Source organism: Pseudomonas sp. YQ_5 (genome assembly GCF_043103305.1).
GTDB lineage: Bacteria > Pseudomonadota > Gammaproteobacteria > Pseudomonadales > Pseudomonadaceae > Aquipseudomonas > Aquipseudomonas putida_Y.
On the sequence record NZ_JBICJS010000079.1, the window covers coordinates 1 to 24771 of the forward strand.

26 protein-coding genes and 3 pseudogenes are annotated in these 24771 nt (G+C 59.6%); 14 read left to right on the forward strand and 15 right to left on the reverse strand.

Translation table 11 applies throughout. From position 1 onward, the window contains the following. Window positions 1-16: 16 nt before the first annotated feature. From ACF8EA_RS18275 to ACF8EA_RS18285, 3 genes and pseudogenes are all read left to right on the forward strand, one after another. Window positions 17-127 (forward strand): annotated as a pseudogene (locus ACF8EA_RS18275) (phage tail assembly chaperone); the annotation flags it as partial. Between the two features lie 71 nt (window positions 128-198). Next, window positions 199-429, forward strand: coding sequence for a phage tail assembly chaperone (locus tag ACF8EA_RS18280; RefSeq protein ID WP_392522849.1), 231 nt, complete (start codon window positions 199-201; stop codon window positions 427-429). 579 nt (window positions 430-1008) lie between these two features. Continuing rightward, window positions 1009-1143: pseudogene (locus ACF8EA_RS18285) on the forward strand (phage tail protein); the annotation flags it as partial. A 73-nt stretch (window positions 1144-1216) separates the two neighbouring features. Here the strand turns inward: ACF8EA_RS18285 and ACF8EA_RS18290 are convergent. Then, window positions 1217-1561 (reverse strand): hypothetical protein, encoded by a 345-nt coding sequence (locus tag ACF8EA_RS18290; protein WP_392522850.1) that lies wholly within the window; start codon window positions 1559-1561, stop codon window positions 1217-1219. Between the two features lie 127 nt (window positions 1562-1688). Next, on the reverse strand, window positions 1689-2615 hold the full coding sequence (locus tag ACF8EA_RS18295) for a LysR family transcriptional regulator (protein WP_392522852.1): 927 nt from the start codon (window positions 2613-2615) through the stop codon (window positions 1689-1691). Between the two features lie 113 nt (window positions 2616-2728). Here ACF8EA_RS18295 and ACF8EA_RS18300 point away from each other — a divergent pair, with 113 nt between their 5' ends. Together ACF8EA_RS18300 and ACF8EA_RS18305 are read left to right on the forward strand one after the other, a co-directional pair. Further along, window positions 2729-3460 (forward strand): SDR family NAD(P)-dependent oxidoreductase, encoded by a 732-nt coding sequence (locus tag ACF8EA_RS18300; protein WP_392522853.1) that lies wholly within the window; start codon window positions 2729-2731, stop codon window positions 3458-3460. Between the two features lie 69 nt (window positions 3461-3529). Continuing rightward, window positions 3530-3739 carry a 4-oxalocrotonate tautomerase family protein gene (locus ACF8EA_RS18305; RefSeq protein ID WP_014753565.1) on the forward strand — a complete coding sequence of 70 codons (210 nt, stop codon included), beginning with the start codon at window positions 3530-3532 and terminating at the stop codon, window positions 3737-3739. A gap of 157 nt (window positions 3740-3896) precedes the next feature. Here ACF8EA_RS18305 and ACF8EA_RS18310 read toward each other — a convergent pair whose 3' ends face one another. Further along, window positions 3897-4934: a diguanylate cyclase gene (locus ACF8EA_RS18310; RefSeq protein ID WP_392522854.1), complete on the reverse strand. Its 1038-nt coding sequence runs from the start codon at window positions 4932-4934 to the stop codon at window positions 3897-3899. A gap of 367 nt (window positions 4935-5301) precedes the next feature. Here ACF8EA_RS18310 and ACF8EA_RS18315 point away from each other — a divergent pair, with 367 nt between their 5' ends. Next, entirely contained in the window at window positions 5302-5787 is a 486-nt protein-coding gene (locus ACF8EA_RS18315; RefSeq protein ID WP_392522855.1) for a DUF2165 domain-containing protein, read from the forward strand. 45 nt (window positions 5788-5832) lie between these two features. Then, complete coding sequence (locus tag ACF8EA_RS18320; RefSeq protein ID WP_392522856.1) at window positions 5833-6549, forward strand: SDR family NAD(P)-dependent oxidoreductase; 717 nt, start codon at window positions 5833-5835, stop codon at window positions 6547-6549. Window positions 6550-6586: 37 nt separating this feature from the next. Here ACF8EA_RS18320 and ACF8EA_RS18325 read toward each other — a convergent pair. From ACF8EA_RS18325 to ACF8EA_RS18380, 12 genes and pseudogenes are all read right to left on the reverse strand, one after another. Further along, window positions 6587-6793, reverse strand: a pseudogene (locus tag ACF8EA_RS18325) (ABC transporter permease); the annotation flags it as partial. 363 nt (window positions 6794-7156) lie between these two features. After that, window positions 7157-7867: an SDR family oxidoreductase gene (locus ACF8EA_RS18330; protein ID WP_392522858.1), complete on the reverse strand. Its 711-nt coding sequence runs from the start codon at window positions 7865-7867 to the stop codon at window positions 7157-7159. Continuing rightward, window positions 7867-8250 carry a 5-carboxymethyl-2-hydroxymuconate Delta-isomerase gene (locus ACF8EA_RS18335; RefSeq protein ID WP_209965237.1) on the reverse strand — a complete coding sequence of 128 codons (384 nt, stop codon included), beginning with the start codon at window positions 8248-8250 and terminating at the stop codon, window positions 7867-7869. Before ACF8EA_RS18335 ends, ACF8EA_RS18330 begins: the two co-directional genes overlap by 1 nt. A 15-nt stretch (window positions 8251-8265) precedes the next feature. Continuing rightward, window positions 8266-9648 carry an MFS transporter gene (locus tag ACF8EA_RS18340; RefSeq protein ID WP_209965239.1) on the reverse strand — a complete coding sequence of 461 codons (1383 nt, stop codon included), beginning with the start codon at window positions 9646-9648 and terminating at the stop codon, window positions 8266-8268. After that, the gene (locus tag ACF8EA_RS18345) at window positions 9645-10910 is read right to left on the reverse strand and encodes a hypothetical protein (RefSeq protein ID WP_392522860.1); all 1266 of its coding nucleotides are present in this window, start codon (window positions 10908-10910) and stop codon (window positions 9645-9647) included. Before ACF8EA_RS18345 ends, ACF8EA_RS18340 begins: the two co-directional genes overlap by 4 nt. A gap of 47 nt (window positions 10911-10957) precedes the next feature. Next, the gene (locus tag ACF8EA_RS18350; RefSeq protein WP_392522862.1) at window positions 10958-11836 is read right to left on the reverse strand and encodes a sugar transporter; all 879 of its coding nucleotides are present in this window, start codon (window positions 11834-11836) and stop codon (window positions 10958-10960) included. Window positions 11837-11844: 8 nt separating this feature from the next. Beyond that, complete coding sequence (locus ACF8EA_RS18355) at window positions 11845-13614, reverse strand: thiamine pyrophosphate-dependent enzyme (protein WP_392522863.1); 1770 nt, start codon at window positions 13612-13614, stop codon at window positions 11845-11847. A 17-nt stretch (window positions 13615-13631) separates the two neighbouring features. Continuing rightward, complete coding sequence (locus tag ACF8EA_RS18360; protein WP_339535349.1) at window positions 13632-14771, reverse strand: enolase C-terminal domain-like protein; 1140 nt, start codon at window positions 14769-14771, stop codon at window positions 13632-13634. Beyond that, window positions 14749-15621 (reverse strand): alpha/beta fold hydrolase, encoded by an 873-nt coding sequence (locus ACF8EA_RS18365; protein ID WP_339535347.1) that lies wholly within the window; start codon window positions 15619-15621, stop codon window positions 14749-14751. Before ACF8EA_RS18365 ends, ACF8EA_RS18360 begins: the two co-directional genes overlap by 23 nt. An 11-nt stretch (window positions 15622-15632) precedes the next feature. Then, window positions 15633-17237 (reverse strand): GH3 auxin-responsive promoter family protein, encoded by a 1605-nt coding sequence (locus ACF8EA_RS18370; protein ID WP_392522865.1) that lies wholly within the window; start codon window positions 17235-17237, stop codon window positions 15633-15635. A gap of 148 nt (window positions 17238-17385) precedes the next feature. Beyond that, window positions 17386-18369, reverse strand: a complete 984-nt coding sequence (locus ACF8EA_RS18375; RefSeq protein ID WP_392522866.1) for an aldo/keto reductase — start codon at window positions 18367-18369, stop codon at window positions 17386-17388. Further along, on the reverse strand, window positions 18366-18575 hold the full coding sequence (locus ACF8EA_RS18380; protein WP_209965241.1) for a hypothetical protein: 210 nt from the start codon (window positions 18573-18575) through the stop codon (window positions 18366-18368). Before ACF8EA_RS18380 ends, ACF8EA_RS18375 begins: the two co-directional genes overlap by 4 nt. A gap of 122 nt (window positions 18576-18697) precedes the next feature. Between ACF8EA_RS18380 and ACF8EA_RS18385 the strand changes: the two genes are divergently transcribed. The 7 genes from ACF8EA_RS18385 to ACF8EA_RS18415 all read left to right on the forward strand — a co-directional run bounded on the left by ACF8EA_RS18385 (window position 18698) and on the right by ACF8EA_RS18415 (window position 24366). Then, the gene (locus ACF8EA_RS18385; RefSeq protein WP_392522868.1) at window positions 18698-19603 is read left to right on the forward strand and encodes a LysR family transcriptional regulator; all 906 of its coding nucleotides are present in this window, start codon (window positions 18698-18700) and stop codon (window positions 19601-19603) included. A 453-nt stretch (window positions 19604-20056) separates the two neighbouring features. Beyond that, complete coding sequence (locus tag ACF8EA_RS18390; protein ID WP_392522870.1) at window positions 20057-21301, forward strand: tyrosine-type recombinase/integrase; 1245 nt, start codon at window positions 20057-20059, stop codon at window positions 21299-21301. Between the two features lie 60 nt (window positions 21302-21361). Beyond that, complete coding sequence (locus ACF8EA_RS18395; protein ID WP_392522872.1) at window positions 21362-21730, forward strand: type II toxin-antitoxin system RelE/ParE family toxin; 369 nt, start codon at window positions 21362-21364, stop codon at window positions 21728-21730. After that, window positions 21723-22052: an XRE family transcriptional regulator gene (locus tag ACF8EA_RS18400; RefSeq protein WP_392522874.1), complete on the forward strand. Its 330-nt coding sequence runs from the start codon at window positions 21723-21725 to the stop codon at window positions 22050-22052. The genes ACF8EA_RS18395 and ACF8EA_RS18400 overlap by 8 nt, the downstream gene beginning before the upstream one ends. 548 nt (window positions 22053-22600) lie before the next feature. Continuing rightward, a complete protein-coding gene (locus tag ACF8EA_RS18405) occupies window positions 22601-22840 on the forward strand; it encodes a hypothetical protein (protein ID WP_104881286.1) in 240 nt (79 codons plus the stop codon). Window positions 22841-22876: 36 nt separating this feature from the next. Further along, on the forward strand, window positions 22877-23149 hold the full coding sequence (locus tag ACF8EA_RS18410) for a hypothetical protein (protein ID WP_104881287.1): 273 nt from the start codon (window positions 22877-22879) through the stop codon (window positions 23147-23149). 17 nt (window positions 23150-23166) lie between these two features. Further along, on the forward strand, window positions 23167-24366 hold the full coding sequence (locus ACF8EA_RS18415; protein ID WP_392522875.1) for a tyrosine-type recombinase/integrase: 1200 nt from the start codon (window positions 23167-23169) through the stop codon (window positions 24364-24366). The last annotated feature ends 405 nt before the right edge of the window (window positions 24367-24771 follow it).

Sequence of the window (24771 nt, forward strand, 5' to 3'; positions counted from 1 at the left end):
GGCCCTCATGGCGAAGATGAAGATCGCGCAGAGTCCCACTTTCGCTGCCGTGGTGCAGGTTCCGCGCATTGGCGCCGAGCCGGCGCCGGTCGAATTCCAGTTCCGCTACATGGACCGCGTGGCCCTGTCCTCAATGTTTGATCGTTGGAATAAGGCTCGCGATGCCTGGGCGGAAAAGGCCCAGAAGGACGGGGCGACTTGGGAGGGGTCATTACCGGTGAAATCGCCCTGCTGGCTGAGCGGCTGGACGATATCGTCACAGGCCGGGACCTGGAGGATGAGTTCAGCGCCGAAGCCATCGCCGACCTGGTGCCCACCTGCACCGGCGCGCCGAAAGCATACGCGTCATGGAAGCCGAGGCGATGGCAGTTGTGGTTGAGGCAGACAGAGTTGATTGAAGAGGTGCGCCCGGGTCCAAGATTGCCTTAGAATGCGCCCCTCTACCATCTCAAAGGACTGAATTGTGGTAAGTCAAAATGCCATTGCCTGCCCGCACTGTCACGGTCAAAACGTGCAGCTTCTTTCTGCCATTCATGCCGCTGGAACCTCTCATATCCATGCCACTCATGAGGCGCACTCAGGTTTCGGGCCGCGTGTGAGTGTTGAAACGACCGGGCGCCAGCAAACTAACCTCGCTGCTAGTGTCGCCCCGCCGGGGGCCAAACGTCTGCTTGGTCCGGTTGTCCTCGCTGGAGTTGGCACAATCATTCTATACGATGGCCTTAAGCTTTCTTGGGAGGTGGATTGGACCCGGGTTTTCATTGGCGTGACGTTCATCACCATTGGTGTGATCGGGTTTGTGCGGCACTGTCGATACAACGTTAAGCAATATGACGAATATGAGGAGTGGCGCCGTACCTGGTTGTGCCATGCTTGTAACACGAGATTCCAGCCTTCGTAACTGATTGGCTTCCCTTATTAGAGCCCGCCTTGTGCGGGCTTTTTGTTTTCCGTTTGGAGTAGACCATGACGACCATCGCCTCCCTTGGCCTGCAGATCGACTCCGGTGGTGCCGAGGCCTTTCTCTGGTCGACGCCGCTCGGAGATCTCTGGCTCTTCCCTTGTGCCGACCCCAAGCCCACGCCCGTTGGTGGTAGCCGATTCAAAGTCACCGCTACCTTCGAGCGGGCATTTCACCCGTAAGGATTCACCGCAGTGGTATTCCTTCTTGTAGCGACACTTGGCCTGGTAGTTCACGGAGGCGATTCGATTTTCTTCAGGTATGACGATTCCTTGGCCTCCATATAGCGGCAGTGAATAGAGGGGAGAGGGGGTTGGAGCAGCGGTAGTGGCGCCACTTGCGCAGCAACGCTGCCCGCTCGGCCAGTTGGGCGCGAAGGGCGTCACGCTTTTCTCGAATCAGCCCACGCAAAGCGATCAGCTCAACTGCATATTTCCGATGCTCCGCTTTCACCCGTTCAACCTCGCCAGGATCGACGTGGGTGTAGAGCGGAATGTTGTAGTCGTTGACCGCCGAGGCAGGCGCTCCACCGAATTTGAGGTTGTGCTGCTTAACCTCGGTCGAGATCGTGGCGTACGCCTGAGGTGAGCGTGAGTCCATCCATGCCACCGGCTTGGCCCGGTGCTGGGCCGGCAGGTGCTAAACCCGACATCGATCCAAGGCCAACTACAGGCTGGCCCATCGGCGCCGCATCCACCATGGCACTGATACAGAGTGATACGTCCCCTCAGCTGCCAGCGGCCCACTGGCGCCGCTTGTCCATGATGAAGTCGACGAATGCTCGCAGGCGCAACGGCATGTGCCGGCCCTGGGGATATAGCAGGGTGAACGGCCGCGAGCGGCCCGCGAAGGGCCGCAGCACCTCGACCAGCGAGCCCTCGGCCAGCTCGTGCTCGACGATGAAGCGGTAGGTCTGGAACAGTCCCGCGCCGTGCTTGGCCAAGGTCACGCCACCGAGCACGTCGTCCGAGCAGACGTAGCCGCCCTGGGTGAGGACTTCCCGTTCGCAGCCCCCCTCGTCGAACAGCCAGGCGATGCGCCGACCGCTGCTGGGCAGTTCGAACTGGATGCAGTCATGCCGCGCCAGTTCTTCAAGGCTCTGCGGCTCGCCCGCGTGTGCCAAGTAATCTGGAGTGGCCACCACCACCAGCCGGGCATCTTCCAGCGGCCGGGCGATCAGGGTCGAATCCGGTTGTGCACGCACGCGGATGGCCAGGTCGTAGCCCTCGCCGACAAAGTCGATATTGCGGTTGCCCAGGTGGATGTCGACCTGCACCTTCGGGTAGCGCCGGCGAAACTCGGGCAGCAACGGCAGGATTCGGTGGTGCCCGTAGGTCGTGGGCAGGCTGATGCGCAGCGTGCCCGAAGGCTCCTGCTGCTGCCCGGTCACTACCCGTTCGGCCTCCACCAGCTGGGTCAGTGCCTGACGACACTGTTCGTAGTAGCCTCGCCCGCCCTCGGTAAGACGGATGCTGCGAGTGGTACGGACGAACAGTCTGGAGCCCAAGCGCTCTTCCAGGCGGCTGATCGAGCGACTGACCGCTGCCGGCGTCACGCCCGCCGCGAGACCGGCTGCGGTGAAGCTGCCCAGCTCCGCCGCCAGACAGAACAGCTCGATGCTGCCGAGTAGGACGTCGTCGAAATGCCGCTGCATTGATTACACCATGTATCAACTGAAGTTCTCGCTGCCATATTTATCCTTATCTGAAGCAAAAATATAGTCCTCCCAACGGCGCTCTTCGGCGCCACCTGATTGGGAGATACGACATGAGCAACAGCAAAACGGTAGTGATCACCGGCGCCTCCAGCGGCATCGGCTTCGGCCTGGCCAAGGCTTTCCTCGCCAGTGGCTTCAATGTGGTCGGCAATGCTCGCTCCGCCGAACGCCTCGCCGAGGCCAAGGCACAACTGGACAGCCCCGCCTTCATCGGCGTGGCCGGCGATATCGCCAAGCCTGAGACCGCCCGCCGCCTGATTCAGGCCAGCATCGACGCCTTCGGCCAGGTCGACGTGTTGGTCAACAATGCTGGCTTCTTCCTGCCCAAACCCTTCATCGAATACAGCCCGGAAGACATCCAAGGCATGCTGGAGACCAACCTCAAGGGCGTGGTCTACGCCTCCCAGGCCGCCGCCGCGCACATGATCGAGCGGCGTCAGGGCCAAATCATCAACATCACCGCCGCTGTGGCGCTGCAACCCAACATCGCCGTGCCCGCCGCCCTGCCGGTGCTGATCAAGGGGGGGCTCAACCAGGTCACCCGCGCGCTGGCGCTGGAGCTGTCGTCGCACAACATCCAGGTTAACGCGGTGGCTCCCGGCATCATCGAGACGCCGATGCACGATCCGGCCAGCTTCGACTTCCTCAACGGCCTGCAACCGGCCGGACACATCGGCCGCGTAAGCGACATTGCCGACGCCGTGCTTTACCTGGCCAACGCCGGGTTCACCACGGGCGTGGTGTTGCCGGTCGACGGCGGTATGAGTGTCGGCAAATGGTAATAGGCTGAACGTAACGGGGAGGCATCCCGCCTCCGTGCCCTGATTTCCCCAGCCCATAGGAGTAATACCATGCCCTTCGTCAGCGTCCGCATCACTCGCGACGGCGTCACCCGTGATCAGAAAGCCCAGGTCATCAAGGAAATCACCGAGACCTTGCAGCGAGTGCTCGGAAAGAAACCTGAGCTCACCCATATCGTGATCGAGGAGGTCGACACCGATAACTGGGGCTACGCCGGCATGACCACCACCGAGTACCGCAGCAAAAAAACTCAGGGATGAGCTGCGAACTGCCCCGGCGGCGCGAATCAGCGCCTCCAGGGCGGCCTTGGCTCGACACGCTTGCGAAGGAGAACCCACTTGGAGACCGGGGTGGCCAATACGCTAGCGCATCTCGTATAGGGAGAGTCTCGCCCCATGTTACCGAGTCTTAACTTCCTCAGGATAACGCTGGCACATAGACAACTTGGTCACGCCCTCCATGTTTGGCCGCATAGAGACCGCCGTCAGCGCGCCTTATTGCATCATCAATCTGCTCACCAGGGGTAAGCAGGGTGCATCCAATGCTGATGGTCATTTTCCGAGGGCCGCCGGGTATCAAAAACGGCGCGCTGCCGATTGACTGACGCAAGCGCTCCGCAATCTGCGTTAATTCTTGGCTATCTTTAACCCGTAGCAGGGCCACGAACTCCTCTCCTCCCTGGCGTACCAGCAGGTCATCTGGCCGAAGCGTAGCCCGCAGTCGGCGGGCACACTCGCAGAGCACTTTATCGCCGGCATCGTGGCCATGCTCGTCATTGACGGATTTGAAACGGTCGAGGTCTGCGTATACGGCTCCTAGCTGTAAACCTCGCTCCTCAGCCAAATGAAGCTCTCGGTTCTGAAATGCTGCCAACGCCCCGCGGTTCCATAGTTGTGTCAAAGGATCAAGCAAAGCCCTGCGCTGCCCGCGATCCATTTCAACACGCAAGGCGCGATTGACCTGAGCTAGGCTCCGCAGTTGCAAATAACCCTCGGTGAGCGTGGCTAAGTCCCGAAAATTAGCCTGTTGCGCTTCGCTGAGCTTCCGCGGCCGAGGATCGAACATGCACAGGGTGCCAATGGCTTTGCCATTTGAGGCACGTAACGGGTGGCCCGCATAGAACCGGATATAGGGTGGGTTCAGCACGAGGGGATTGTCCTCGAAGCGTGAATCGCACCTGGCGTCGGAAACCATCAAGGTATTTTCGCCGAGAATCGCGTAGCCGCAAAAGGACACATTGCGCTTCGTCTCGCTTACCTCGATGCCGATTCGAGCCTTGAACCACTGCCGATCCTGATCGATTAGGCTGATCAGAACGGTCTCGACCTGGGCTAGTTCTTGGGTGAGTCGTACCAAGGTATCAAGATAATGCTCGGCCGGCGTATCGACCAAGTCCATGTCATCAAGTGTGCGCTGACGAAGTGCTTCATCAGCGGGTAGGGGACAAGCTGGCATGTCTGTTACTCCACTCCTTCGTTCTTTTTTTCACAAACGCGGATAGAAAAATCTCAAGCATCTTGGCCAATGCCGCACACGCTCGGCGCCTTCAGGCCAGCCGAAGTAGAGAGCATAGCAAACCGGTTGGCTCTATCCCGGATCCTCCAGTGGGTCATACCTGTGGCGTTGATCGGCGCGGCTCGGTCGGTCGCCCAAGACCTCGACAAACTTCTAAGACTTACAGGCGGCTTTAACAAACGGTTGAGGTTGTCGCCCCTGGCTGCCTTATTGGAAAACCGGTATTGACCTCGAGTTAAGTCAAGGTTTTAGAGTGGCGTCCGGACGCTCTCGCTGCTTTCGGAAACGAACTCACAAAGGACCAGGAATGGACACTCCGACTTCACTGCTGATTTTCCAGATCACCTGCTGCGTTGGCTTGAGCCTGTGGCTGAGTATCAGCCTGATCAACAACCTGCAGGCCTTTGCCAGCTCAGCCGGGGCGATCGGGGAGACCATGTCGATGGCGCCGCTGGCCCAACCTCCCGGAATCAGCCTCCCTCTGCTGGTGCGAGCGATGACCTCTCACGCCATCCATCGCTTGGCCTTGTCGATCATCGTGCTGACACAGGCAGCCGCCGTTCTCGCGGCTTGGGTTGGCTGTTATGAACTGCTGCTTGGCGCCGGCCTAGAGGTGGCGCGGCCCTGGTTGAACCTGGCCTTGAGCGCAACGCTCGGGTTCCTGTTCGCGATGCTGCTGGGCGGGATATGGTTCGGCTACTGGATCCGCCAGGAAGGGTTGCAACTGACCCATCTGCTGTTGATGGTCTGGATCCTGCTGCACTTCGTCGTACTGAATGTCCGGTGGAGTTGAGCGGCCCAGGGAAGCTTGGAGCATTTCAGTTAAAAGGAGCAACAGATGAAGATGATGATCGTAGGCGCCGGCAGAGGGTTGGGCCGGGCTTTGCTCGAAGGGCTCGGCAAGCCAGGGGACACGCTGATCGGCGTATCACGCAAACAGCCGTCAGACTTGGCCCTTGCCCCGGACATCGATCTGCACTGGGTCGATGCCGACCTCGCCAAACCAACGGCGGCTGTAGCACAGATCGCGGATCGGACACCTGCCGATCTGGATGTCCTGATCTACAACGTTGGCATCTGGGAAGAACACGCCTTCAGCGAGCACTATGCATTCCTTGACGACAGCGACGAATCGATCACCAGGCTGGTCGAGGTGAATATCACGGCCACGCTGCTTCTGCTCAAGCGCCTGGTGCCCAAGTTGCTTGGCGCGCCCCGGCCGCAGTTGATCCTCACCGGTTCGACCTCAGCTCTTCGCCAGAGTGGGCGCCCGGAGGTAGCGTTCGGCGCCTCAAAGTTCGCCCTCAACGGCATGGCTGATGCGCTGCGCGAAGGTTTTAGGGATGACAACCTGGCGGTGACCGTGCTTCAACTGGGTTATCTGAATACCGACGACTCCCTGAACACTCCATTGGCACAAGCCGCAGCACGTGGCGAGCGGCGCCAGGTACCGGTGCATGATGTGGTCACTATGGTCGACGCGCTGTTGCGCTTGTCCGGGGCTTCGTTCGTACGGGAGCTGATCTTGCCGGCTATCGGTGATGAGCGCTTCTGAGGCCAAAGCTGCCATCAGCCCTCAAGTTTACTGGCTGTCGACTCAGGGCAATGCCGGCGGGGGTGCTCACGGCCAACGCCGCCGCCATCGAAGCCAGCACCAGGACCAGGTGCGCTTGCAGGTAGAAAGCCAGATCGTCGCGGTAGCGGGCGATCGTATCGATGCCGATCCAGTGGACCAGCAGGCCCAGGATGACGAGCACGGCGGCCCATCCCAACAGCCCTTTTCCGTAGCGTGCAGCCACAGGCGGACTCCTTCTTGCCGTCGGCGCTCGCACTCCCGTGTGGCCGGCCATTCCTGGCGGCGGGCAGTGTGAACGCGAGTAGCTGCCCGATGCGCGCCAAAGGCGCCAATCAGGCCATGAGCTGAACCCCGCCAGGTCCGAGATGCAGGTGTAACCAGCCCTGAACCAAAGCGGGTTGCAAGGGAGTGACGTCTCCATGGAGGCAAAGATTCCCATCTGATGCGGCTTTTGGCCAGTGTTAATCACTGGCACTAGCGGAATTCGGCGCAAAAAAATAGCGATTTACTGCGTTGAAGGCGTTGAAAAACCTGCCCTACGGCCCTGTGCAGAGTTGCCCGCGAAGGGCCGCAGGCGGCCCGGGTTTCACGCGATGCGGCCGCCGCCATCGACATAGAGGGTCGAACCGGTGGTGTAGCCGTTGTCGATGAGGAAGCAGACAGCCTTGGCGGCATCCTCCGCCAGCCCGATGCGGCCGACCGGCAGGCGGTTGGCCACGCTGTCGAACAGCGAGGCGCGCTTGTCCTGCGCTAGGCCGTCCCACAGCTCGGTCGCCAACAAGCCGGGCGATACGGTATTGACGCGCACAGGCGCCAGCTCCAGCGCCAGGGCCCGGCCCAATGCCTCGAGGGCCGCGTTGATCGCCGACTGCAAGGCGCTGGCCTTGCCAGGGCGCACCGACAGGTAGCCGGCGACGAAGGTGAGCGAGCCCTGGGCGCGCAGCGGGATGTACTTCGCCGCGCTGTAGGCGCCCCAGAACTTGCTGTCCATGGCCTGGCGCGCGGCGGCGTTGGGCAGTGCCGCGATGCTGCCCATGGGCGTGTCGGCGGCGCTGATCACCACATGGTCCCAGCGCGGGCCGTCAGCCAGGGCCTGGAGCTGCGCGGTATCGGTGATGTCGAGTTGCAGGTGCCTGGCGCCAGCGCCGAGCTGTTGCCGGGCTGCCTGGAGTTTTTCCAGGTTGCGCGAGGCGATGGTCACCTGGGCGCCCAGGCGGTCGAGCAGTTTCGCCGTGGCAAGGCCGACGCCGGACGAACCGCCGATCACCAGCACCGATGTTACTTTGAAGTCGAACATCAGGCGTTCTCCACCAGGTCGCTGGAGCGCACACGGGCATAGCTTTCCCGTTCCAGCTCGGTGATCTGAACGGCTATGTCGCAGTTACCAAGGGTCAGCGCCTGGTGGAAGTGCTCGGACAACACCCGCAGGGCGACCTGTGACATGGCCTTCTTCTGCTGTGCGCTCTTGCCGAAGAACGTCTCGATGTTCAACCGCACGAACGAGGCGTCGCCGTCGCCCAGGCCGATATGGAAGGTGTCGACCGGGAAGATCCGGGACTTGAAGTCCTGGGTGCGAAACTCACCGGCCTGGGCCAGTTGCACATGCAGGGCGTTGAACAGCCGTTGGCTGTCGGGGGCGGGGCCGGCGTTGGTGGAGTACTCGAGGGTCAGGTGAGGCATGCTGAGATTCCTTGCTTAGGAGGTGGCTTTGGAAACGAGGACTTGGGGTTTGCTGAAGCCAGTCAGCACCAGGCCGACACACAGCAGCAGCGCCAGCGAAGCGATGATCAAGGCCGGGCCCATACCCTGGTCGAACGACTCCGCTGCGAAGTCGCCGAGTACCAGGCCCATGAACGCCACCCCGATCAGCCCACCGATCTGCCGCGAGGCGTTGAGCACGCCGGAGGCGACACCGATATGCTGGCTGTCGGCACTGGACACCATGGCGTTGGTCACCGAAGGCACGGCCAGGCCGATGCCGAAGCCCGCCACGACGATCTGCACGACCATAGCCCCATACCCATGACCGCCCAGCAGCGGCACGATGCAGGCGTATCCCAACGCCGCCAGGCCGGTGCCGATCAGCAGGGTCTTGCGAAAGCCGCTGCGCACCATCAGTTTGGCAGAGTAGAGGTTGGCGAGCATGATAGCGCCGGTCATCGGCAGCAGCGCCAGGCCGGTCTGCAGCGGCGAGTAGTGCCAGCTGTACTGGAAGTACAGGCTGAACAGGAACACTAGGCCGTAGAAGGCGAAATTGACCAGAATGCCGATCACGGCGGAGGTGGCGAACTGCTTGTTGGCGAACAGGTACAACGGCAGCATCGGCGCCGCGACGCGGCGTTCGACCACGATGAACAGGGCGCTGGCGCCGATGAAGCCCGCGGCGCTGAGCAGAACCTCCTGGGACTGCAGGCCATAGCTGTTCACCTGGATCAACGCATAGGTCAGGCAGCCCAGCGCCGCGACCGCGAGCACCTGCCCGGCGATGTCGATATTGCGTTCGACCAGCGTGGTTTTCTCCTGCACGAACACATAGGCGATGGTGATGCCCAGGGCCGCGATCGGAATGTTGACGTAGAAGATCGAGCGCCAGCCGAACATCGAGATCAGCACGCCGCCGAACACCGGTCCCAGCGCCAGGGCCATGCCACCGGCCGCGGCCCACAGGCCGATGGCGCGGCTGCGCTCGTTGGCGTCCGGAAAAGTCTGGTTGACGATCGCCAGCGACGCCGGCACCACCAGCGCCGCGCCGATGCCTTGCAGCAGGCGGAACGCGATCAGCAGGGTCAGGCTGTCCGCGGTGCCGCACAGCCAGGAGGCCAGGGCGAACAGGGCGAACCCGACCAGGAACACGCGCTTGGGGCCGAAGCGGTCACCCAGGGAGCCGGTGGTCAGCAGGAAGGAGGCGAAGGTCAGGGTGTAGCCGTTGACTACCCATTCCAGGTGCGCGAGGCTGCCCTCGAACTGCGTGTAGATCTGTTGCAAGGCGACGTTGACGACGCTCACGTCGAGAATGACGATGACGAAGGCCAGGCAGGCGGACGCCAGGCTCAGCTTTCTTCTTAGCAAGGTATTCATTGTGCAACCCTCAGCAGGGGAAGTTGACCGGGTAGTGATGTTTCCAGAAGCCCCAGCTTGGTCATGAGCGCGTAGTCGATTTCCTTGATGAAGGCGTCGGACATGGCTGGGCTGGCGTAGGAGTAGAGAAGCTGCAGGCGGCCGCGGAAGCAGGACAGGTGCAGCACGACGCTGTAGTTGGCGACGTTGCGGTTGACCGCGGTTTCGACGAAGTCCACGTGATGGTAGATGGCAGACGTGAAGTCGTTGACGCCGCTGTTGGTGATGCAGGGCCCGAGGAAGGTCTCGGCCGTGCACAGCGCCGAGACGTTCGCGCGGATGGCGGCGTGGCGCAGCAGGCTGGGGGCCCAGCCTTGGCTGGCCTTGGCCAGGGCGTCCCGGTAGCGCACGACCTGGGAGTCCAGCGGCAACGGAGTAGCCTGCATGGCGCAACACAGTACGTGGATGTTGCAGCCCAGGCCGCTGGCCAGGGCTCCGGCGAAATGGCGGCGCGAGTTGATGGCGGTGTACAGCTCGACCTGCTGCGTGCCCAGGCAGCTGGCGTAAGCCTCGGCAAGCGCCGCGGCGAAGCACTCGTTCAGGGTGATGCCGCGCGCCTTGCACACGGTGATGATCGTGGACGACAACGTGCGGTCGAGCGTGCGCCGGTGAATACGCGTGTGCCGCTCGGCGACCGGCGAGGTCACGCAGTGGCGCAGGGTGGTATCGTCGGCACTCTGCGCGCGGGGCGCGCTGCTCGACGGCTGCTGCGCGTGCTCTCGGCGGTTGGGCAACAGCGACGTCTGCTGCCCGGTGCAGACATTCCACACCAGGATTTCCAGCAACGACTGCAGCAGCATCCGGGTGGAGTACGCGTCCGAGATCACATGGCTACGGGTGAGGTACAGGTACAGTACGCCGGGTGCGAGGATCAGCGAAAGCCGCCAGGGCCAGCCGTGCGGCAGGGGCGTATTGAGCGCCTGGCTGAACAGCTGTTGATGATCGACCCACTGTTGTTCGTCGCGCAGGGTCATCTGCGCGGACTCGAACGGCTTGTGCCGCAAGCTCAGCGTCTCCTGCTCGGTGCCCGCGTGGGCACCGTGTACGGCAACGTTGAGCACCTCGTGCCGGCCGGCCCAGGTGTTCAACCGGGCGGCCAGGGTGGCGCGGTCGAAATCGCCGTTGACCCGGGCGGCGGTCACCACCTGCCCCGAGCCGTTGCCCATTTCGTGCAGGTAGTGGAAGGCCGCCTCAACGTCGCTGAGTGGTCTGAGTATCGTCATGACATTCTCCAGGCTCGACGAGCAGCGTTCGCTGTCGGGCAAGGCGCTCATGCGCCATGCAGTGCCAGCCGGTTGGTGAGGCCCAGGCCCAGCTCATCGAAACGCAGCGAAATCGTGTCGCCGTCGATGAGCGAATGGCCGTGGTCGTAGCTGTTGCGGTCCGCGCCGATGTACAGGTAGTGCATCAGCCCCGGCTGGCGCAGCGCGGGCGATCTGAACAAGTGTTCGATCAGTTGCTCCTGTCGGTAGTACAACTGGTCGATCCCGGTTTCGAAGGCACTGCTGAACACCGGCTTGTCGTTGCGCAGGACGTTGCAGGTGCCGGTGAGCACCCAAGGCGCCGGGCGCAGGAAGATCCGCTCGCTGACCGAGCATTCCTTCAACTTGGCGTAGGCAAATGCGCTGGGCGATGCCTTGATGGCGCCGATGTCGGTGATGTCGTTGCCGACCGTGAAACCGATGTAGCGCGGGTTGCCGCGACCATCGATCAGGTAGATCAGAACGATTTCCGCCTCTTCGCAGATGGCGGTGGTGCCCGGTTCGATGGTGAGCGTCTCGCCATCGGCCTTGAGCACGTGGCCGGGGCCTTTGTAGAACCAGGCCGGCAGCGGGTTGACGGTGCCGCCGGTGGACAGCACCTTCTTCTTGTTGGTTAGCCCGAAGCCACTGACGATGGCGCCGGATTTTTCCGGCGGCATTAGCGGTGGCAAGAGCGTGCGCTCGTGGGCCGTGGCGGCAGGGAAACGCTGCTCGGCGGCCGAATCGATGACCAGTTGCCTGAACCGCGCGAAGTCAAAGTTGGCCTTGAGCAACAGCTCCTGGAGGTCACCGGGGACATAGTGGTAGGCCAGCACTTCGCCGTCGCGGCTGGGCGAGAACGAAATGTACTGCTGGTTGCGATAGCTGAATTCGAAAAACGTGTTCATGAGCATCCCTATTGAATGAGCAGTTCCACAACCGCCGGCTTCCGGTGCTGGCGGATGTAAGCCACGGCTTCGCTCACCGTGGCGGAGATGTCCGTTGCGTGACGGACCACGGGGTAGGCTTTGACGTTGAAGGATTGGGCGAGCTGGACGAAGTCGACCGGGTTTTCGTAGAAGCTGGTGGCGATATGCGCCTTGTCGATATCGCGGTTGCGCGCGCCGGCCACGCGGACGGCGTGCTGGGTGGAGTTGAAGTACAGCTGGTTGTTCATGACGATGATCAGCAGCGGTACGTTGTAGGCCGACAGCGTCCACAGCCCGCTGGGGGTGTAGAGGAAGTCGCCGTCGGACTGCAGGTTGACGCACACGCAATCCTCGTTCTCGAGGGCGAGCGCAGCGCCGGTCGCGGCGCCCAAGCCGTAGCCCAGACCGCCACCGCCGTTCAGGCCCAGGTAGCAGTTGGGCCTGTCGAGGCTCCACAGTTTCTTCACCCAGCCGTCCACCGTGAGGCTGCCACTGTTGGCCAGCACCCAGGGTGTGTTCTCGAGGGCTGCGCCCACTGCCTGCACGGCGATGCCGACATGGGGCACGGCGTCGCCGCGGTGCTCGTCGAGCTGCTGTTCGATGGCCGCTTGCGCGGCGTGTCGGGCCTGGGCGAGGCTCTCTTCGTCGAAGCGCTTTTCCGGCCAGTGGGCAACGGCCTGGCGCTGGGCATCGAGTGCCTTGAGTTCGCCGAGCAGGGCATCGAGCGAGGCGCTGGTGTCACCGATATAGGTGCTGCAGTTTGGCACGTGGCGTTGGTAGTCGGTTGCCCACTTGCTGCTGAGCAGGTCGTTGCAGTCAATGGCCGAGACTTCCACTTCGGCTGTCAGGCTGTGCAGCGACTGGCCAGGGAAGATGTCCAGCAGCGCCCCTTCAAGATCCTGGACTTCCAGAGCCAGGATCTGGTCGACGTGGACGAAGTGGCTGCGCGCGTACTGGGAGCCGTTGCGCAGGTGGCGGCTGGGGAAGTTGAAGCGGTTGCCGCGGTCGACGATCAGCGCCTGCGTGAGCTCGGCGATGGCGATCAATGGCGCGATGGTCGCCGGCTCCCGGCCCGAGAAGTCCACCACGATCACCGGGGCCCTGGCGTCCATCAGTTTTTGCGCAATGCGGCGGGCGGCGGCCTGGCCCAGGCCAGGGAATTGCGGAACCACCTCGGGCAGCGGCAGCGCCGCGCGCAGGCTCTGCTGCAGCGGCTGTTCCTGGACATCGAAGTCCACGGCGACCAGCACCGGGGCATGGACACCGGTTTCCATCAGTTTTCGCGCGCGGTACAGCGACTCAACGGTCGCGACCTGGCTGGTGGGCTGGTCGCTCCACTTGACGAACTCGTTGACCGCGGTCGGCAAGTGCGTGGAGGTATGGATCCAGTCGATCCACGGCCGGCGCTTGGCGGCGTCGATGGGCCCGTTGCCGGCGATCATGAACAGCGGTACTCGGTCGCACCAGGCATTGAAGATGGCCATCGAAGCGTGCAGCAGCCCGACATTGGCGTGAATCAGCACAGCCATGTGCTTGCCGGACGCCTTGTAGTAGCCGTGGGCGATGGCCACCGCGATTTCCTCGTGGCAGGCCATGACGATCTCGGGCGCGAACGCTTGGTTGGCCTCGAAGACCAGCGAGTCGTGGATGCCGCGGAACGAGGCGCCCGGGTTGAAAACGACCTTGTCGAAGCCGTGGGCACTGAGAAACCTGACGATATAGTCGGAAAAGTAAGCGTTGTCTGGAAAGTGATCCATGATGAGCGTCCCTGCACCTAGAGGTAGCGAGTGTGTTGGTAGTGCGAAATGGCCGGGGTCACCAGCGTGCCGAAGCCGATATCGACGGGCGCAGTGATGACATTGGCAATGCGATCGACCTGGGATGAAGGGCGGGCGACGGGCGCCGGGAAGAACAGGTCCGATTGCCCGGCTTCGCGGGTGAATGCCTTGGGCAGCAGGAAACTCAAGGTGCGGCCTGCGTCGATCAGCGTGGCGCATTCGGCCACCTGCACCCCCACCTGGTAACCGATACCGGCCTTGTCGGCGAAACGTGCCAGTTCGAGGGCACGGCCAATGCCGCCGAGCTTGGCCACGCGCAGGTTGAAATGCGCGCAACTTTGCTGCTCGACCGCGTGCACCGCATCGCCCAGGTCGCACAGTGATTCGTCTAGCATGACCTCGATGCCGGTGCGGCGCTGCAATTGGGCCAGCGCCGAAAAGCTGCGCGCCGGCAATGGCTCTTCGACGATGTTCACCTGCCGCTCGCGCAGTGCCTTGCAGCGCACCAACGCCTCGTCCAGCGACCAGGCCATGTTGACGTCGAAGATGATCGCGGTTTGCGGGCCAAGGGCTGCCCGCAGCCGATCGAGCACGGCGAGGTCTTCGGCGAAGTTCGCGGTTGCCTTGACCTTGACTACATGGAAGGGGCCCCGACTGGCGAGGAACTCGTCTACCGACAGGGCGGCGTCCTTGACCTGGGTGAACGGTTGCTGTGCGTGTTCGCCCGTCGTGCCCGCCAGGTGTGCCAGTACCGAGGTCTGCAGGCGTTTGCCGAGCACGTCAATGGCCAGCAGCTCCAGCGCGCAGCAGGTGTTGTTGCGTGGCAGCTCGCCCAGCAGCTCGCCCATGCCGTGCGTCAACAGTTGCTGCAGGACCGCGGCGGGGTCTGCGGACTCGAGCCCTGCGCGGTAGCGTCGCCAGTCGACCTGTGCCAGTTCGGCCGCGACCGAGGCCAGGGTTTCTCCCGTGACGTAATGCCTCGGGGCGCACTCACCGTTGGCGGTGATCCCCGCATGCTGGTACTTGAGCACCAGCGACTCCGCGTTGTGCCTGGTGTTTGCCGCATGGCCGAAACTGCGGGCCATGGGCATGTCGACGGTGTAGGCGGACAGCTCAGACATGATGGTGGTGGCCATGGGAGGACACGTAGGCCGAGACGCGATTGATCAGGCGCTGGCGGACACTGGTGTACAGCAGGTAGTGCTTGTTGGTCGCCAGCTCCAGCGTCTCGCCCTGGTCGCCGAACAGCGACAGGTACTGCTTCTTCGCGCACTCCAGGTTGACCACGGGGTCTTCGTAGCCGCTGATGTAGATGCTCGGCGTGTTGCGGCTGAGTTCCTTCTGGTACAGGTACATCATTTCCATCTCGACCAGGCGGGCGCGCGACGAGGCCTTGATCTGGCGGGTGGCCAGCACGTCGTTGCCGATGAAATCCACGTAGCGGCGCTGGTCGGAGAAGTCCTCGGCCTTCAGGCCCGCGTCCCACAGTTCGTCGGACTGTTCGCGCAGCATCGCCTGGATCTTCTGCGGCGGCAGGGTGTGGTGGATCTTGCCCAGCCAGGCCGAGCAGAAGATCAGCGACTCGAACTCGGTGTCGAACGCCGGGTCGGCCAGCAGGGCGGCGAGGTACGAGCCGCCCAGGCAATGACCGAACAGGCCCAGCGGTATGCTGTCGCCGACTTTCGCACGCACGGTGCGGATGGCTGAGCGATAGTCGGCCAGCATCTGATCGACGGGCGCCAGCTCACCCCGAGGACCATCGCTGATGCCACAGCCGCGTCGATCGAGGGCGAAGAACGCCACGTCGTTTTCGGCGAACTGGCACCCCGCCTCCCAAAGCCAGCCGGCGTGGCTTTGCAGCCCGTGGAAATAGAAGACGGCGGCCTTCGGCGTTTCCGGGGTCCACGCATGGAGGGCGAGGTTGCCGCCTTCCATGGGGAGATATTCAATGCTGCGTTCAACTTGTTTGGCTTTTACGATGCTCATGGTCGGCCCTGTTAACGAGTGGTGACGGCAGAGAGAAAATCGAGGTTTTGCTGGAAGGGTTTGTATTTGTATTGGTTGGCGTTGGTGCCAGCGCGCTTGCTCTCGACGTAGTGGGTGATCGCGTTGGCGCCCACGGTGTGCACTTCGATTGCCGCGAGCCGGTTCGAATCGCGCTTGGACGCGTACTCGATGTTTTCGATCTTCAACTGCTCGTCCAGGGTGGCCGCCAGCGTCGCGGCGTTGTCGCTGTCGCTGTCGCCGGAGGTGACTTCGACCATCACCACGTAGTGCGGTGGCTCGCCCCAGGACGGCCCGCACATGAACAGCCCCATGCCCATCCGGTGATGCTCGAAGGTGCTTTCGATCGCTTCGCTGATCTGCGCTTCGGTGAGCTTTTCGCCGGTGAAGGAGTGGTAGACGCCATCGCGCCTGATGAAGTGAATCCACGGGATGCCGTCGACGATCTTGTCTACCCGGTAGATATCGCCCGTCCACAGGCGGTAAAAACCGTTGCCCTGGCTCATGATCAGGTGATAGTCCTGGCCGGCCTCCAGCTCATCGAAGGTCAGGGTCTGCACCGGCGCGCGCCGCTCCACCAGTTCGCGCAACGGCACATCTGTGGGCACGAATTCGAAGTAGGCCTGGGTAATGGCCAGCGGTTGACTGTGGGCGGTGTCGTCCACCGGAATGGTGGTCACGCCTTCGGAGCCGCAGCTCATGAAGGGCAGCTTCTTCACGCCCGGGAAAATGGCGTTGAGCTTCTCGTTGTAGAGGCCCGCGGAAGCGGTCAGCCAGCAGCTGATGAATTTCAGCTCCGGCCAGATGTCCACCAGGGTGAAGTCGGGGCGCGCCAGAATCGACTCCAGCGCTTGGGCCAGTGATTCGTCGGGGGCGGCGAAGGGCTTGCCCTGCAGGGTCCCGTTGCGAATGTCCTCGACCAGCGGGTCGCGGAACTTGGCGAAGTAGTCCTTGATCGAGATCAGCGTGCTGGGGTTGATGGCCGAGATGCAGTGCAGCCGTTTACCCACGAAGTGGCGGATGCGGTGGTACATCTTCTGCTCGTGGGCCACCGGCATTTCCGGCACGAACCAGGGTTCCTCGTACCACGGGGGGCACCAGTCATTGGCATTGATACGCGGGTGGCGGTTGCTGATCGCCTGATGACAGACGCCCTGCAGGTAGTCCTGTACATCTTCCCTGACCGTCTGGGTATCGAGCACGGCGTAGGGATGGTCCATGATTTCGGGGTAATGGCGAATATAAGTGGCCCACAGTACTTTCATTGCCGGTATGCGATACGTCTGCAACCAATGCAAGGTATAGGGGATCTTCTTCGGCACGCCTGTGGTGCCACTGGTTTTCAACCAACGCATTACCGGGCTGCAGGTCAGTACGCCGCCCTTGCATTGCGCTTCCCGTTCCAGGTACGGCTCGAAGTCTTCATAGCGCATGATCGGCAAATGTTGGCGGTACGAATCTTCGTCGGTGACCGATTCGTTATAACCCTGTTCGCGCCAATGCAGGGCGTTGCGGCTGATACCGATAATGTCCTGCACGACATCCCGCTGAGCCTGTTTGGGATGTTGCAGCGACGTCATGCATCGCGAGTTGGCCATCACACATTCGTGCAAGAACTCATTTTTGCGTCCATACCAATCGACGGGGCGACTTTTCCGAGACATCGAAATTTCCTTATTCCGCGATGACAGGTTCAATTAACTAACGTTGCATCTTGCTCACTGCAGTGGCGGGTGTTCGGGGCGTTCAGCGGTCGACGAAGGCCATCATTCTTTCGTTGTAACGCGGGCCCGACGCGGGCAGCTCGCTGGTCATCTGCTCCAGGGCGCGAAGGGTTTCGGCGGCCAGCTGCACGCGGGTGGCCTGGGCGTTTTCCTCGAGGTAGCGGCGTCGTTTCGTCCCTGGGATGGGCACAATGTCATCGCCCTGTGCGAGGATCCAGGCAATGGCCAGCTGCGACGCGCTCATGCTCTGAAGTTCGGCGAGGATTCTGATTTCCCGGGCGATCGACATGTTGTTGTCGTAGTTGACCCCCTGAAGGCGCGGGTCCTGAGCGCGGAAATCCGATGCCGGGTACTGTTCGGCGCGCTCGACCGTACCTGTGAGGAAGCCCCGGCCCAGCGGGCAGAACGACACCAGGCCGATGCCGAGCTTTCTGAGCATCGGCAGCACATCCAGTTCGATGTTGCGCTCCCACAGCGAGTATTCGCTTTGCACCACCGACAGCGGATGCACGCGATGAGCGCGCTCGATGGTGCCGACGCCCACTTCGCACAGGCCCAGGTACTTGACCTTGCCGGCCTTGACCAGCTCACCCATCACGCCGACCACTTCCTCGATCGGGATGGTCGGGTCGACACGGTGCTGGTACAGCACGTCGATGTAATCGGTGTCCAGGCGCTTGAGGCTGGCGTTCACCACATCGACAATATGCTCGGGGCGGCTGTTGACGCCGACGATCTTGCCGTCCTGCAGGTCGAAGCCGAACTTGGTCGCGATCACGGCCTTTTCACGAACGCCTTTGAGTGCCTTGCCGATCAGCACTTCGTTGGTGAAGGGCCCGTAGGCTTCTGCGCTGTCGAAGAAGTTCACACCGATGTCCAGGGCCCTGCGCAGGGTTTCGCCGGACTCGACATCATCGGGCTCGCCGTACCATTGGCTCATGCCCATGCAGCCCAGGCCCAGACGCGACACCGTCAAACCTTGTGAACCGAGTTTTACCTGTTTCATATGTTCTTCCTGAAGGTGAGTTGTTGAGCAGCCATCTGCTTGATCTTGATCAAGGCAAAGTCATGCACTTCGTTGCTGTCGAGGTCGGTGCAGCGCAGCAGCCACTGCGCCGTGGTGTGGTACTCAGTGCTGCCGAAGTGGAGGTACTCCACTTGTATGTTTCTTTCCCGTTCCAGGCCTTGCCAGTTTTCGTAAATGACTTTCATCGGTGTTCTCCGGGGGCTATTCCCATAACGCCGGCCGATAGTCTGCCCTTTGCAAAATTTCGTAAAGCATTTACAATTGAAAACACTTTTTAGCCTGGTTAAAAAATGGATATTTGGTTGTTATGGATAAATTAAAGGCCATGCAGGCATTTGTTCAGGTCGTTGAGAGTGCCAGCCTCACCAAAGCCGCGCAGAAACTTAATGTTTCAGTGGCGATGGTCAGTAATTATTTGAAGTTCCTTGAAGGCGAGTTGGGCACGGTATTATTACTGAGAACGACCCGAAAGATATCCATTACGGATTATGGCGCGTACTACTACAAGACCTGCCGGAATATATTCGACCTGATGCGCGAAAGTGAGGATGTTGCTTCCCATTTCATTGAGAACCCTGAAGGTGTTCTCAATGTCTCGCTGCCACGTTCATTCGGCATTTTTGGTTTTCTGCCGGCGCTCGACAAGTTTTATCAGGCGCACCCGAAGATTCGGGTCGACGTTTCGATCAGCGACGCCCTGGTGGATTTTTCCGAAAATCGCTTCGATGCCGCAGTGCGCCTGGGTGCGCTTTCGGACTCGTCACTGGTGGCGCGGCCGCTGCGGCCCTACAAGTTGATCCTGTGTGCCGCGCCGGGCTATGTGGACAGGCGTGGCGCACCGTCGACGCCGCAGGAGTTGATCCTGCACGACTGTATCGCGACCTATTTCGACGAGCACAAGACCGCGTGGAATACCTTGCAAAACACCTGGGAGTTTTTGAGCGACGATGCCGAGTTCATCAAGGTGTCTGTTCCTGCCAAGATGCAGGTCAACGATGCCCAAGGCGTCTGCATCATAGTGTTGAGCGGGCAAGGCATCGCCCTGCTGCCGGAAGTGGTGGTGAGCGGTTACCTGGCGACGGGCCAGTTGGTGGCGTTGCTGCCGGGCTACCAGATCCCGTCACGGCCCATGCACTTGGTGTACCGCAAGAGCTCCCACATGCCGTTCAAGTTGAAAGCATTCATCGGTTTTCTCATGGAGGAGTTCAGCTGAGCGCGGGCACTGGAGGCGCTTGCGCGGGAAAGGCCTTGGCCTGCCGGCCGCCGGAAAGGCATTTTGCCTTGGGCGTTCATGAGCGTTTTTTGGTGGAATGCGCGGCTCTCTGTGTTGGCCTTTGAAATCGGCCAAAGGCTTCCAGCTGCGTGTATACCCGCGTGCACGATCGAGATTCCCAGTAGTGTCCTACAGCAAAATCGTCAATGAAGTCAACGCCCGGCGCACGTTTGCCATCATTTCCCACCCCGACATTACCCTCTAAGTCAGGCTGAGACAGGTCCCGCCATATTCTCAAATAATCTACTGATTTTATTGAGAAAACCCCGAACACCCGTGACAATCTAAGACATCCGAAGACAAGCTGAGCCACGCGATCTGTGTACATAGCCGCGTACACAAAACAGCTCTTCGGAGGCCTTGGAAAATTATGTACACAGTCCGGAGGGGAGCATGGCGATCTCAGATACCTGGCTGAAAGCCCATAGCGGTAAACCCCACGACACACGCGAAGAGAAGGCTGACCGCGACGGCTTAAGCGTGCGCGTGACCCCGAAGGGCAAGATCACCTTTCAACTGCGCTTCCGCTATGACGCTCGCCCCTGCCGTCTGGACCTCGGCACCTATCCTCTGATGTCACTCAAAGACGCTCGCGCGGAATCGCAGCGTCTGCGTGCCCAGCTGGAGCAGGGGTATGACCCCAGAGTCGTCAGGCAGTTGGAGAGGCAGGCGATCCTTCAGGCCGACTCCATAGAGTCACTGTTCCGCCAGTGGTATGAGGCGTACTGCAAGGGGAACAAGAAGGGGCATCACGAAATCCTGCGCTCCTTCGAAATCCATGTGTTCCCGAAGATCGGTCATCTCCCGGCAGGGAAAGTCACGTTACACGAGTGGCTGGCACTGCTTGAGCAGCACGCCAAGGCCAGGCCCGGCATCGCTGACCGTATCCTGGTTAATGCCAAGCAGATGCTCAAATGGGGCGTAAAACGCCAGCTTATTCCCAGTCATCCTCTCTCCGGCATCAATGCCAGGGAAGACCTGCAAATCAAAAAGGTCGCAGGCTCGCGATCCTTGTCGCACGACGAAATCACACTCGTGTGGAAAGCCATTGAGCAATCGCGCATGGCCACCAAAAACAAGATTTTCCTGAAGCTCTGCCTGATCTATGGCTGCCGTAATGGCGAGCTGCGCGCGAGCGAAAAGGGGCATTTTGACTTTAAGGCGATGGTCTGGACGGTGCCTGCGGCAAACCACAAGCTCGGCAAAAACTCAGGGAAACCGCTGTTGCGCCCCATCACGCCGGAGACCGAACCACTGATCCAGCAGGCCATTGACCTGAGCAAGGGCAGCCCCTATCTGTTCACCAACAGCGGCACGAGCAAGCCGATGGGGACAGGCGCGCCCCTGCAGTTGCCCTACAACATCATGCAGTGGCTGCGGCGGCATGAGAAATACGAAATGGCGCACTGGTCGGTCCACGATTTGCGTAAGACCGCGCGCACGAATTTCTCGACCCTGACCGAGCCCCACATCGCCGAAATTATGCTCGGCCACAAGTTGCCGGGCAGTTGGCAGGTCTACGACCAGTACGACTATCTGGCTGAGCAGAGGGAGGCCTACAGTGCCTGGTGCAAGCGTCTGAAAAACCTCACAGAAAGCAGTCCAGATACCCTTTCAATGGCTCTGGAATCAGCCTAGGATGGGCAGTTGCCAGAATTATATACTTGACGGAATATTTACTTAAGGATATATTTGATTATGACGTGGCTTGTCGAATTTTGTGATGAGTTTGAGCCGGAATTCGAGGCCATGGACGAAGCGGTTCAGGATGAATTGCTGGCGCAGCTCAAGTTGCTGGAGCGCTTTGGTCCGGAACTGGGGCGTCCCCAGGTGGATACCCTCAACGACTCGAAGCACGCCAACATGAAGGAGCTGCGCTTCAAGGCTGATGATGGGGTCTGGCGTGTGGCCTTCGCGTTCGACCCTGAGAGGAAAGCTGTCCTGCTTGTTGGTGGTGACAAGTCAGGTGTAAGCGAAAAGAGATTCTATAAGGCTTTAATCAAGAGTGCGGACGCCCGATTTGACCGGCATCTGAGCACACTGAAGAAAGGAAAAGGCAATGGCTAAGTCACTCGACCAGGTTATGAAAGGGCTTCCCACTGCTCGTCGAGAAAAGATCGAGCAACGCGGTGCGGAGCTCATTGCAGAACAGATGACCCTGCAGGAGCTGCGCAAGACGCTGAACCTTACGCAGGAGGCCATGGCCGACCTTCTACACATGAAGCAAGGCAACGTCTCCAAAGTGGAGAAGCGTACCGATATGCTGCTCTCCACGCTGCGCGAGTACGTTGAAGCCATGGGTGGAACGTTGGAACTGGTTGCTCGGCTTCCCGGTCGTGGCCCCGTCAAGCTGGAAGGCCTTCGCGACCTGAACGCGGACTTCAAGTAAGAAAAAAGGCCATCCAGACGGATGGCCTTTTGGTTTGCGGTCTGACTCTTAACCGAACGCTCAATCTAATTTAAACGCTATCAGCCAGCGTAACGGCTGCTCCCACCATCAAACGAATCCTGCGCGCGCTCACGTTCGCGCCGTTCCCATTCGGAAACATCATCAGCATCCCAGAGATTGCAACTCCCTGCGTGCTTTATGCAGGGCACAGGGAATGGATTCACAATCCGCTTCATACGGCGAAAGAGGGTGCGACTTGAGCAGCGAAAGCGGTCGCACAAATCCTTCGTAGAGTAGTAGGCAACCATGGCAGCGTCCCCCTGCGAGATCATGGGTGCAGACTATCTGAGAGCCTGTACCGGGCTGCCTCGCGAATTCCTCCCGGGACGCATCCAGATCGCGATGGATCGGCACGGGTCTCTAAAGTACAACTCCAGAAAATTCGCCACTTTAGACTGTAAAAATTAACAATAAATAAACCTATGGAACACCATCATAAGTATATAAATAAAAATAAATTTTTATGTTGCAGAAAGAGAAGCCTCGCGATGCAAATCATTATTAGAGGTGAAATGACGATAGCTCAACTGCGCCAGACGCTCTATGAGAAATTCAAAGAGCTCGAAGAGGATTACGGCGTTCAATATTTTAAAGGCGCAACTTTGTACACTAATCCTGTGAATGAATTTGGAGAGGGCGTCGTGCTCCGCAATAAATGCGGGCAACAGGTCAATAAGCTACAGAGCAACGGACCTTACAAAAGCGCGGCAGAGGAATTTAAAATATAGCCAAAAGATAATATTCGAAGAAGGAGGTTAAGTCTTATGGAGCTCCCTCGTTACGTCAATATTGAGCAAGCCAGATGTTTTCTCGCCGAGCATGGAATTGAGCTGACGCACAGGCAAATAAAGCGCGCGGCAGATCCCGATGCACATGGGAAGCGAAAACTGCCATTTTTCATCGACCCCATCGATGGGCGGCTAAAAATAGATAAGAATCTATTGGCAGAAATTTACAATACCTGCCAGGTGAACGCCAAAAATAATGCGCATATAAGTGCGGGGGAGCTAAAGGGAATATTTGACCGCACGAGCTAAAAACGATATGCAGAATCATGTCTGATATCAGGAAAAGAACTGGCAAAAAAGGTACGACCTACCAAGTCCGTTACGCGGATAGCTCATCCAAAACGGGCTATTCCTACGCAAGCTTCAGGACACTCAAAGAAGCCAAAGCGTATTCTCATGACAGCCAAAGCTGGATCAAGAAATCATCGCCAGATAATAAAACCGTCTATGAAGCGGTAGATATGTGGCTTGAGATCTGTAAGTCGGAAGGCCGCGAAGGACGCGATCCTGTATCTCCGGCAACATACAGGTACTACAGCTATATTGCAGAAAAGATGAAAGCCTATCCTTGGGCAAAAGATTTAACGTCTCTCGCAAAGCCGGATATCGTAAATTTTAGATCATGGCTTATCAGTGAACACGGGCGCTATCTGGCTGCGAAGACGCTTACTTACTTCCATGCTGTTCTTTCTGAAATGTCTATGCGTGGCTTTATCGACAGCAATCCAGCATCAGGTGTCAGTGTTCGTAAAGATACACGCTACTCTGAGCCCGTAATCATTCCGACGCAAAGAGAAATAGAAGCTCTCCTCAAGGCCGCAGACGAGCTGGCAAACTCAAAGAATCTACAAACTGCAAAAGCATGGGAGCGTTATCGCCCCATTCTGTATCTAGCCGTGGACTCTGGAATGCGACCTCAAGAGTACCTGGCTCTCGCAGGACGTAATATCCTGAAAACAGGAGTTCAGGTCGAAAGAGCCATAGATCGAAGTGGGGAGCTTTCTGTACCCAAGACACAAGCCTCACGCCGCTTTATCGAGATCAGCCCCGAGACACTGGATATGGTCACCTACTATCGTGACCACAAGGCAATAAAGAACGGCTACGACCTGGTATTTCCGACCTCAACCGGTGAGTGGCAATCTCTGGATAACTGGCGAAAGCGTGGATTCTTTGCGGCTTCGGAAAAAGCTGGACTTGTCATAACTAAAAATATTGGCGGAAAAGAAGTTGTATCGCCTAAATATACTCCGTATTCCCTGCGTCATTTCTTTGCCTCCATGCTGATTGCTGAAAAAACGGACATTGCTAAGATCAAGACTCTCATGGGGCATACGGACATCAGTACGACCTATGACGTGTACGGGCACCTGATTGATCGGGGAACTGATGAGAAGGGACGCCCTAACGGAATGATTGCCCGCATGAAAAAAACTCACAGTGAAGAGCCTGTTGATACGTTATAGAAAACGGGTGATCTAAACTCGAAAGTATCATGTGGCAAATTTGTTTCAAAAACTAATAACTCACTGATATAAAACATTCTTTTACAGCTTCCCAAGCTGTAGGTCGCGGGTTCGAGACCCGTCGCCCGCTCCATAATTAAATCAATAGTTTAGTCCTCACTATTCAGTTCATGTCCGGGCGTGTTAGGCGGTTTTTGCCACAAAATGCCATACGCCGAAACCCGCAGAAATCCGCCATTGTCTGCCTTGGGCGTTTTGAGCTTGTGGCAAGTTTGTGGCGAACGCGCCAGCCAGTCAGGCCACCTCCTCATCGCTGATCGACGAAAGGCGGGGATGATTTGCCCCGGGTATGGGGGCGTTCATTGACAAGTGTCGCTTGACGCTTGACCATGCCGAGCCTGACAA

Coding starts and splice junctions, on each gene's coding strand:
- ACF8EA_RS18290 (WP_392522850.1), bottom strand. CDS start 1,561: ATGGACTCACGCTCACCTCAGGCGTACGCCACGATCTCGACCGAGGTT.
- ACF8EA_RS18295 (WP_392522852.1), bottom strand. CDS start 2,615: ATGCAGCGGCATTTCGACGACGTCCTACTCGGCAGCATCGAGCTGTTC.
- ACF8EA_RS18300 (WP_392522853.1), top strand. CDS start 2,729: ATGAGCAACAGCAAAACGGTAGTGATCACCGGCGCCTCCAGCGGCATC.
- ACF8EA_RS18305 (WP_014753565.1), top strand. CDS start 3,530: ATGCCCTTCGTCAGCGTCCGCATCACTCGCGACGGCGTCACCCGTGAT.
- ACF8EA_RS18310 (WP_392522854.1), bottom strand. CDS start 4,934: ATGCCAGCTTGTCCCCTACCCGCTGATGAAGCACTTCGTCAGCGCACA.
- ACF8EA_RS18315 (WP_392522855.1), top strand. CDS start 5,302: ATGGACACTCCGACTTCACTGCTGATTTTCCAGATCACCTGCTGCGTT.
- ACF8EA_RS18320 (WP_392522856.1), top strand. CDS start 5,833: ATGAAGATGATGATCGTAGGCGCCGGCAGAGGGTTGGGCCGGGCTTTG.
- ACF8EA_RS18330 (WP_392522858.1), bottom strand. CDS start 7,867: ATGTTCGACTTCAAAGTAACATCGGTGCTGGTGATCGGCGGTTCGTCC.
- ACF8EA_RS18335 (WP_209965237.1), bottom strand. CDS start 8,250: ATGCCTCACCTGACCCTCGAGTACTCCACCAACGCCGGCCCCGCCCCC.
- ACF8EA_RS18340 (WP_209965239.1), bottom strand. CDS start 9,648: ATGAATACCTTGCTAAGAAGAAAGCTGAGCCTGGCGTCCGCCTGCCTG.
- ACF8EA_RS18345 (WP_392522860.1), bottom strand. CDS start 10,910: ATGACGATACTCAGACCACTCAGCGACGTTGAGGCGGCCTTCCACTAC.
- ACF8EA_RS18350 (WP_392522862.1), bottom strand. CDS start 11,836: ATGAACACGTTTTTCGAATTCAGCTATCGCAACCAGCAGTACATTTCG.
- ACF8EA_RS18355 (WP_392522863.1), bottom strand. CDS start 13,614: ATGGATCACTTTCCAGACAACGCTTACTTTTCCGACTATATCGTCAGG.
- ACF8EA_RS18360 (WP_339535349.1), bottom strand. CDS start 14,771: ATGGCCACCACCATCATGTCTGAGCTGTCCGCCTACACCGTCGACATG.
- ACF8EA_RS18365 (WP_339535347.1), bottom strand. CDS start 15,621: ATGAGCATCGTAAAAGCCAAACAAGTTGAACGCAGCATTGAATATCTC.
- ACF8EA_RS18370 (WP_392522865.1), bottom strand. CDS start 17,237: ATGGCCAACTCGCGATGCATGACGTCGCTGCAACATCCCAAACAGGCT.
- ACF8EA_RS18375 (WP_392522866.1), bottom strand. CDS start 18,369: ATGAAACAGGTAAAACTCGGTTCACAAGGTTTGACGGTGTCGCGTCTG.
- ACF8EA_RS18380 (WP_209965241.1), bottom strand. CDS start 18,575: ATGAAAGTCATTTACGAAAACTGGCAAGGCCTGGAACGGGAAAGAAAC.
- ACF8EA_RS18385 (WP_392522868.1), top strand. CDS start 18,698: ATGGATAAATTAAAGGCCATGCAGGCATTTGTTCAGGTCGTTGAGAGT.
- ACF8EA_RS18390 (WP_392522870.1), top strand. CDS start 20,057: ATGGCGATCTCAGATACCTGGCTGAAAGCCCATAGCGGTAAACCCCAC.
- ACF8EA_RS18395 (WP_392522872.1), top strand. CDS start 21,362: ATGACGTGGCTTGTCGAATTTTGTGATGAGTTTGAGCCGGAATTCGAG.
- ACF8EA_RS18400 (WP_392522874.1), top strand. CDS start 21,723: ATGGCTAAGTCACTCGACCAGGTTATGAAAGGGCTTCCCACTGCTCGT.
- ACF8EA_RS18405 (WP_104881286.1), top strand. CDS start 22,601: ATGCAAATCATTATTAGAGGTGAAATGACGATAGCTCAACTGCGCCAG.
- ACF8EA_RS18410 (WP_104881287.1), top strand. CDS start 22,877: ATGGAGCTCCCTCGTTACGTCAATATTGAGCAAGCCAGATGTTTTCTC.
- ACF8EA_RS18415 (WP_392522875.1), top strand. CDS start 23,167: ATGTCTGATATCAGGAAAAGAACTGGCAAAAAAGGTACGACCTACCAA.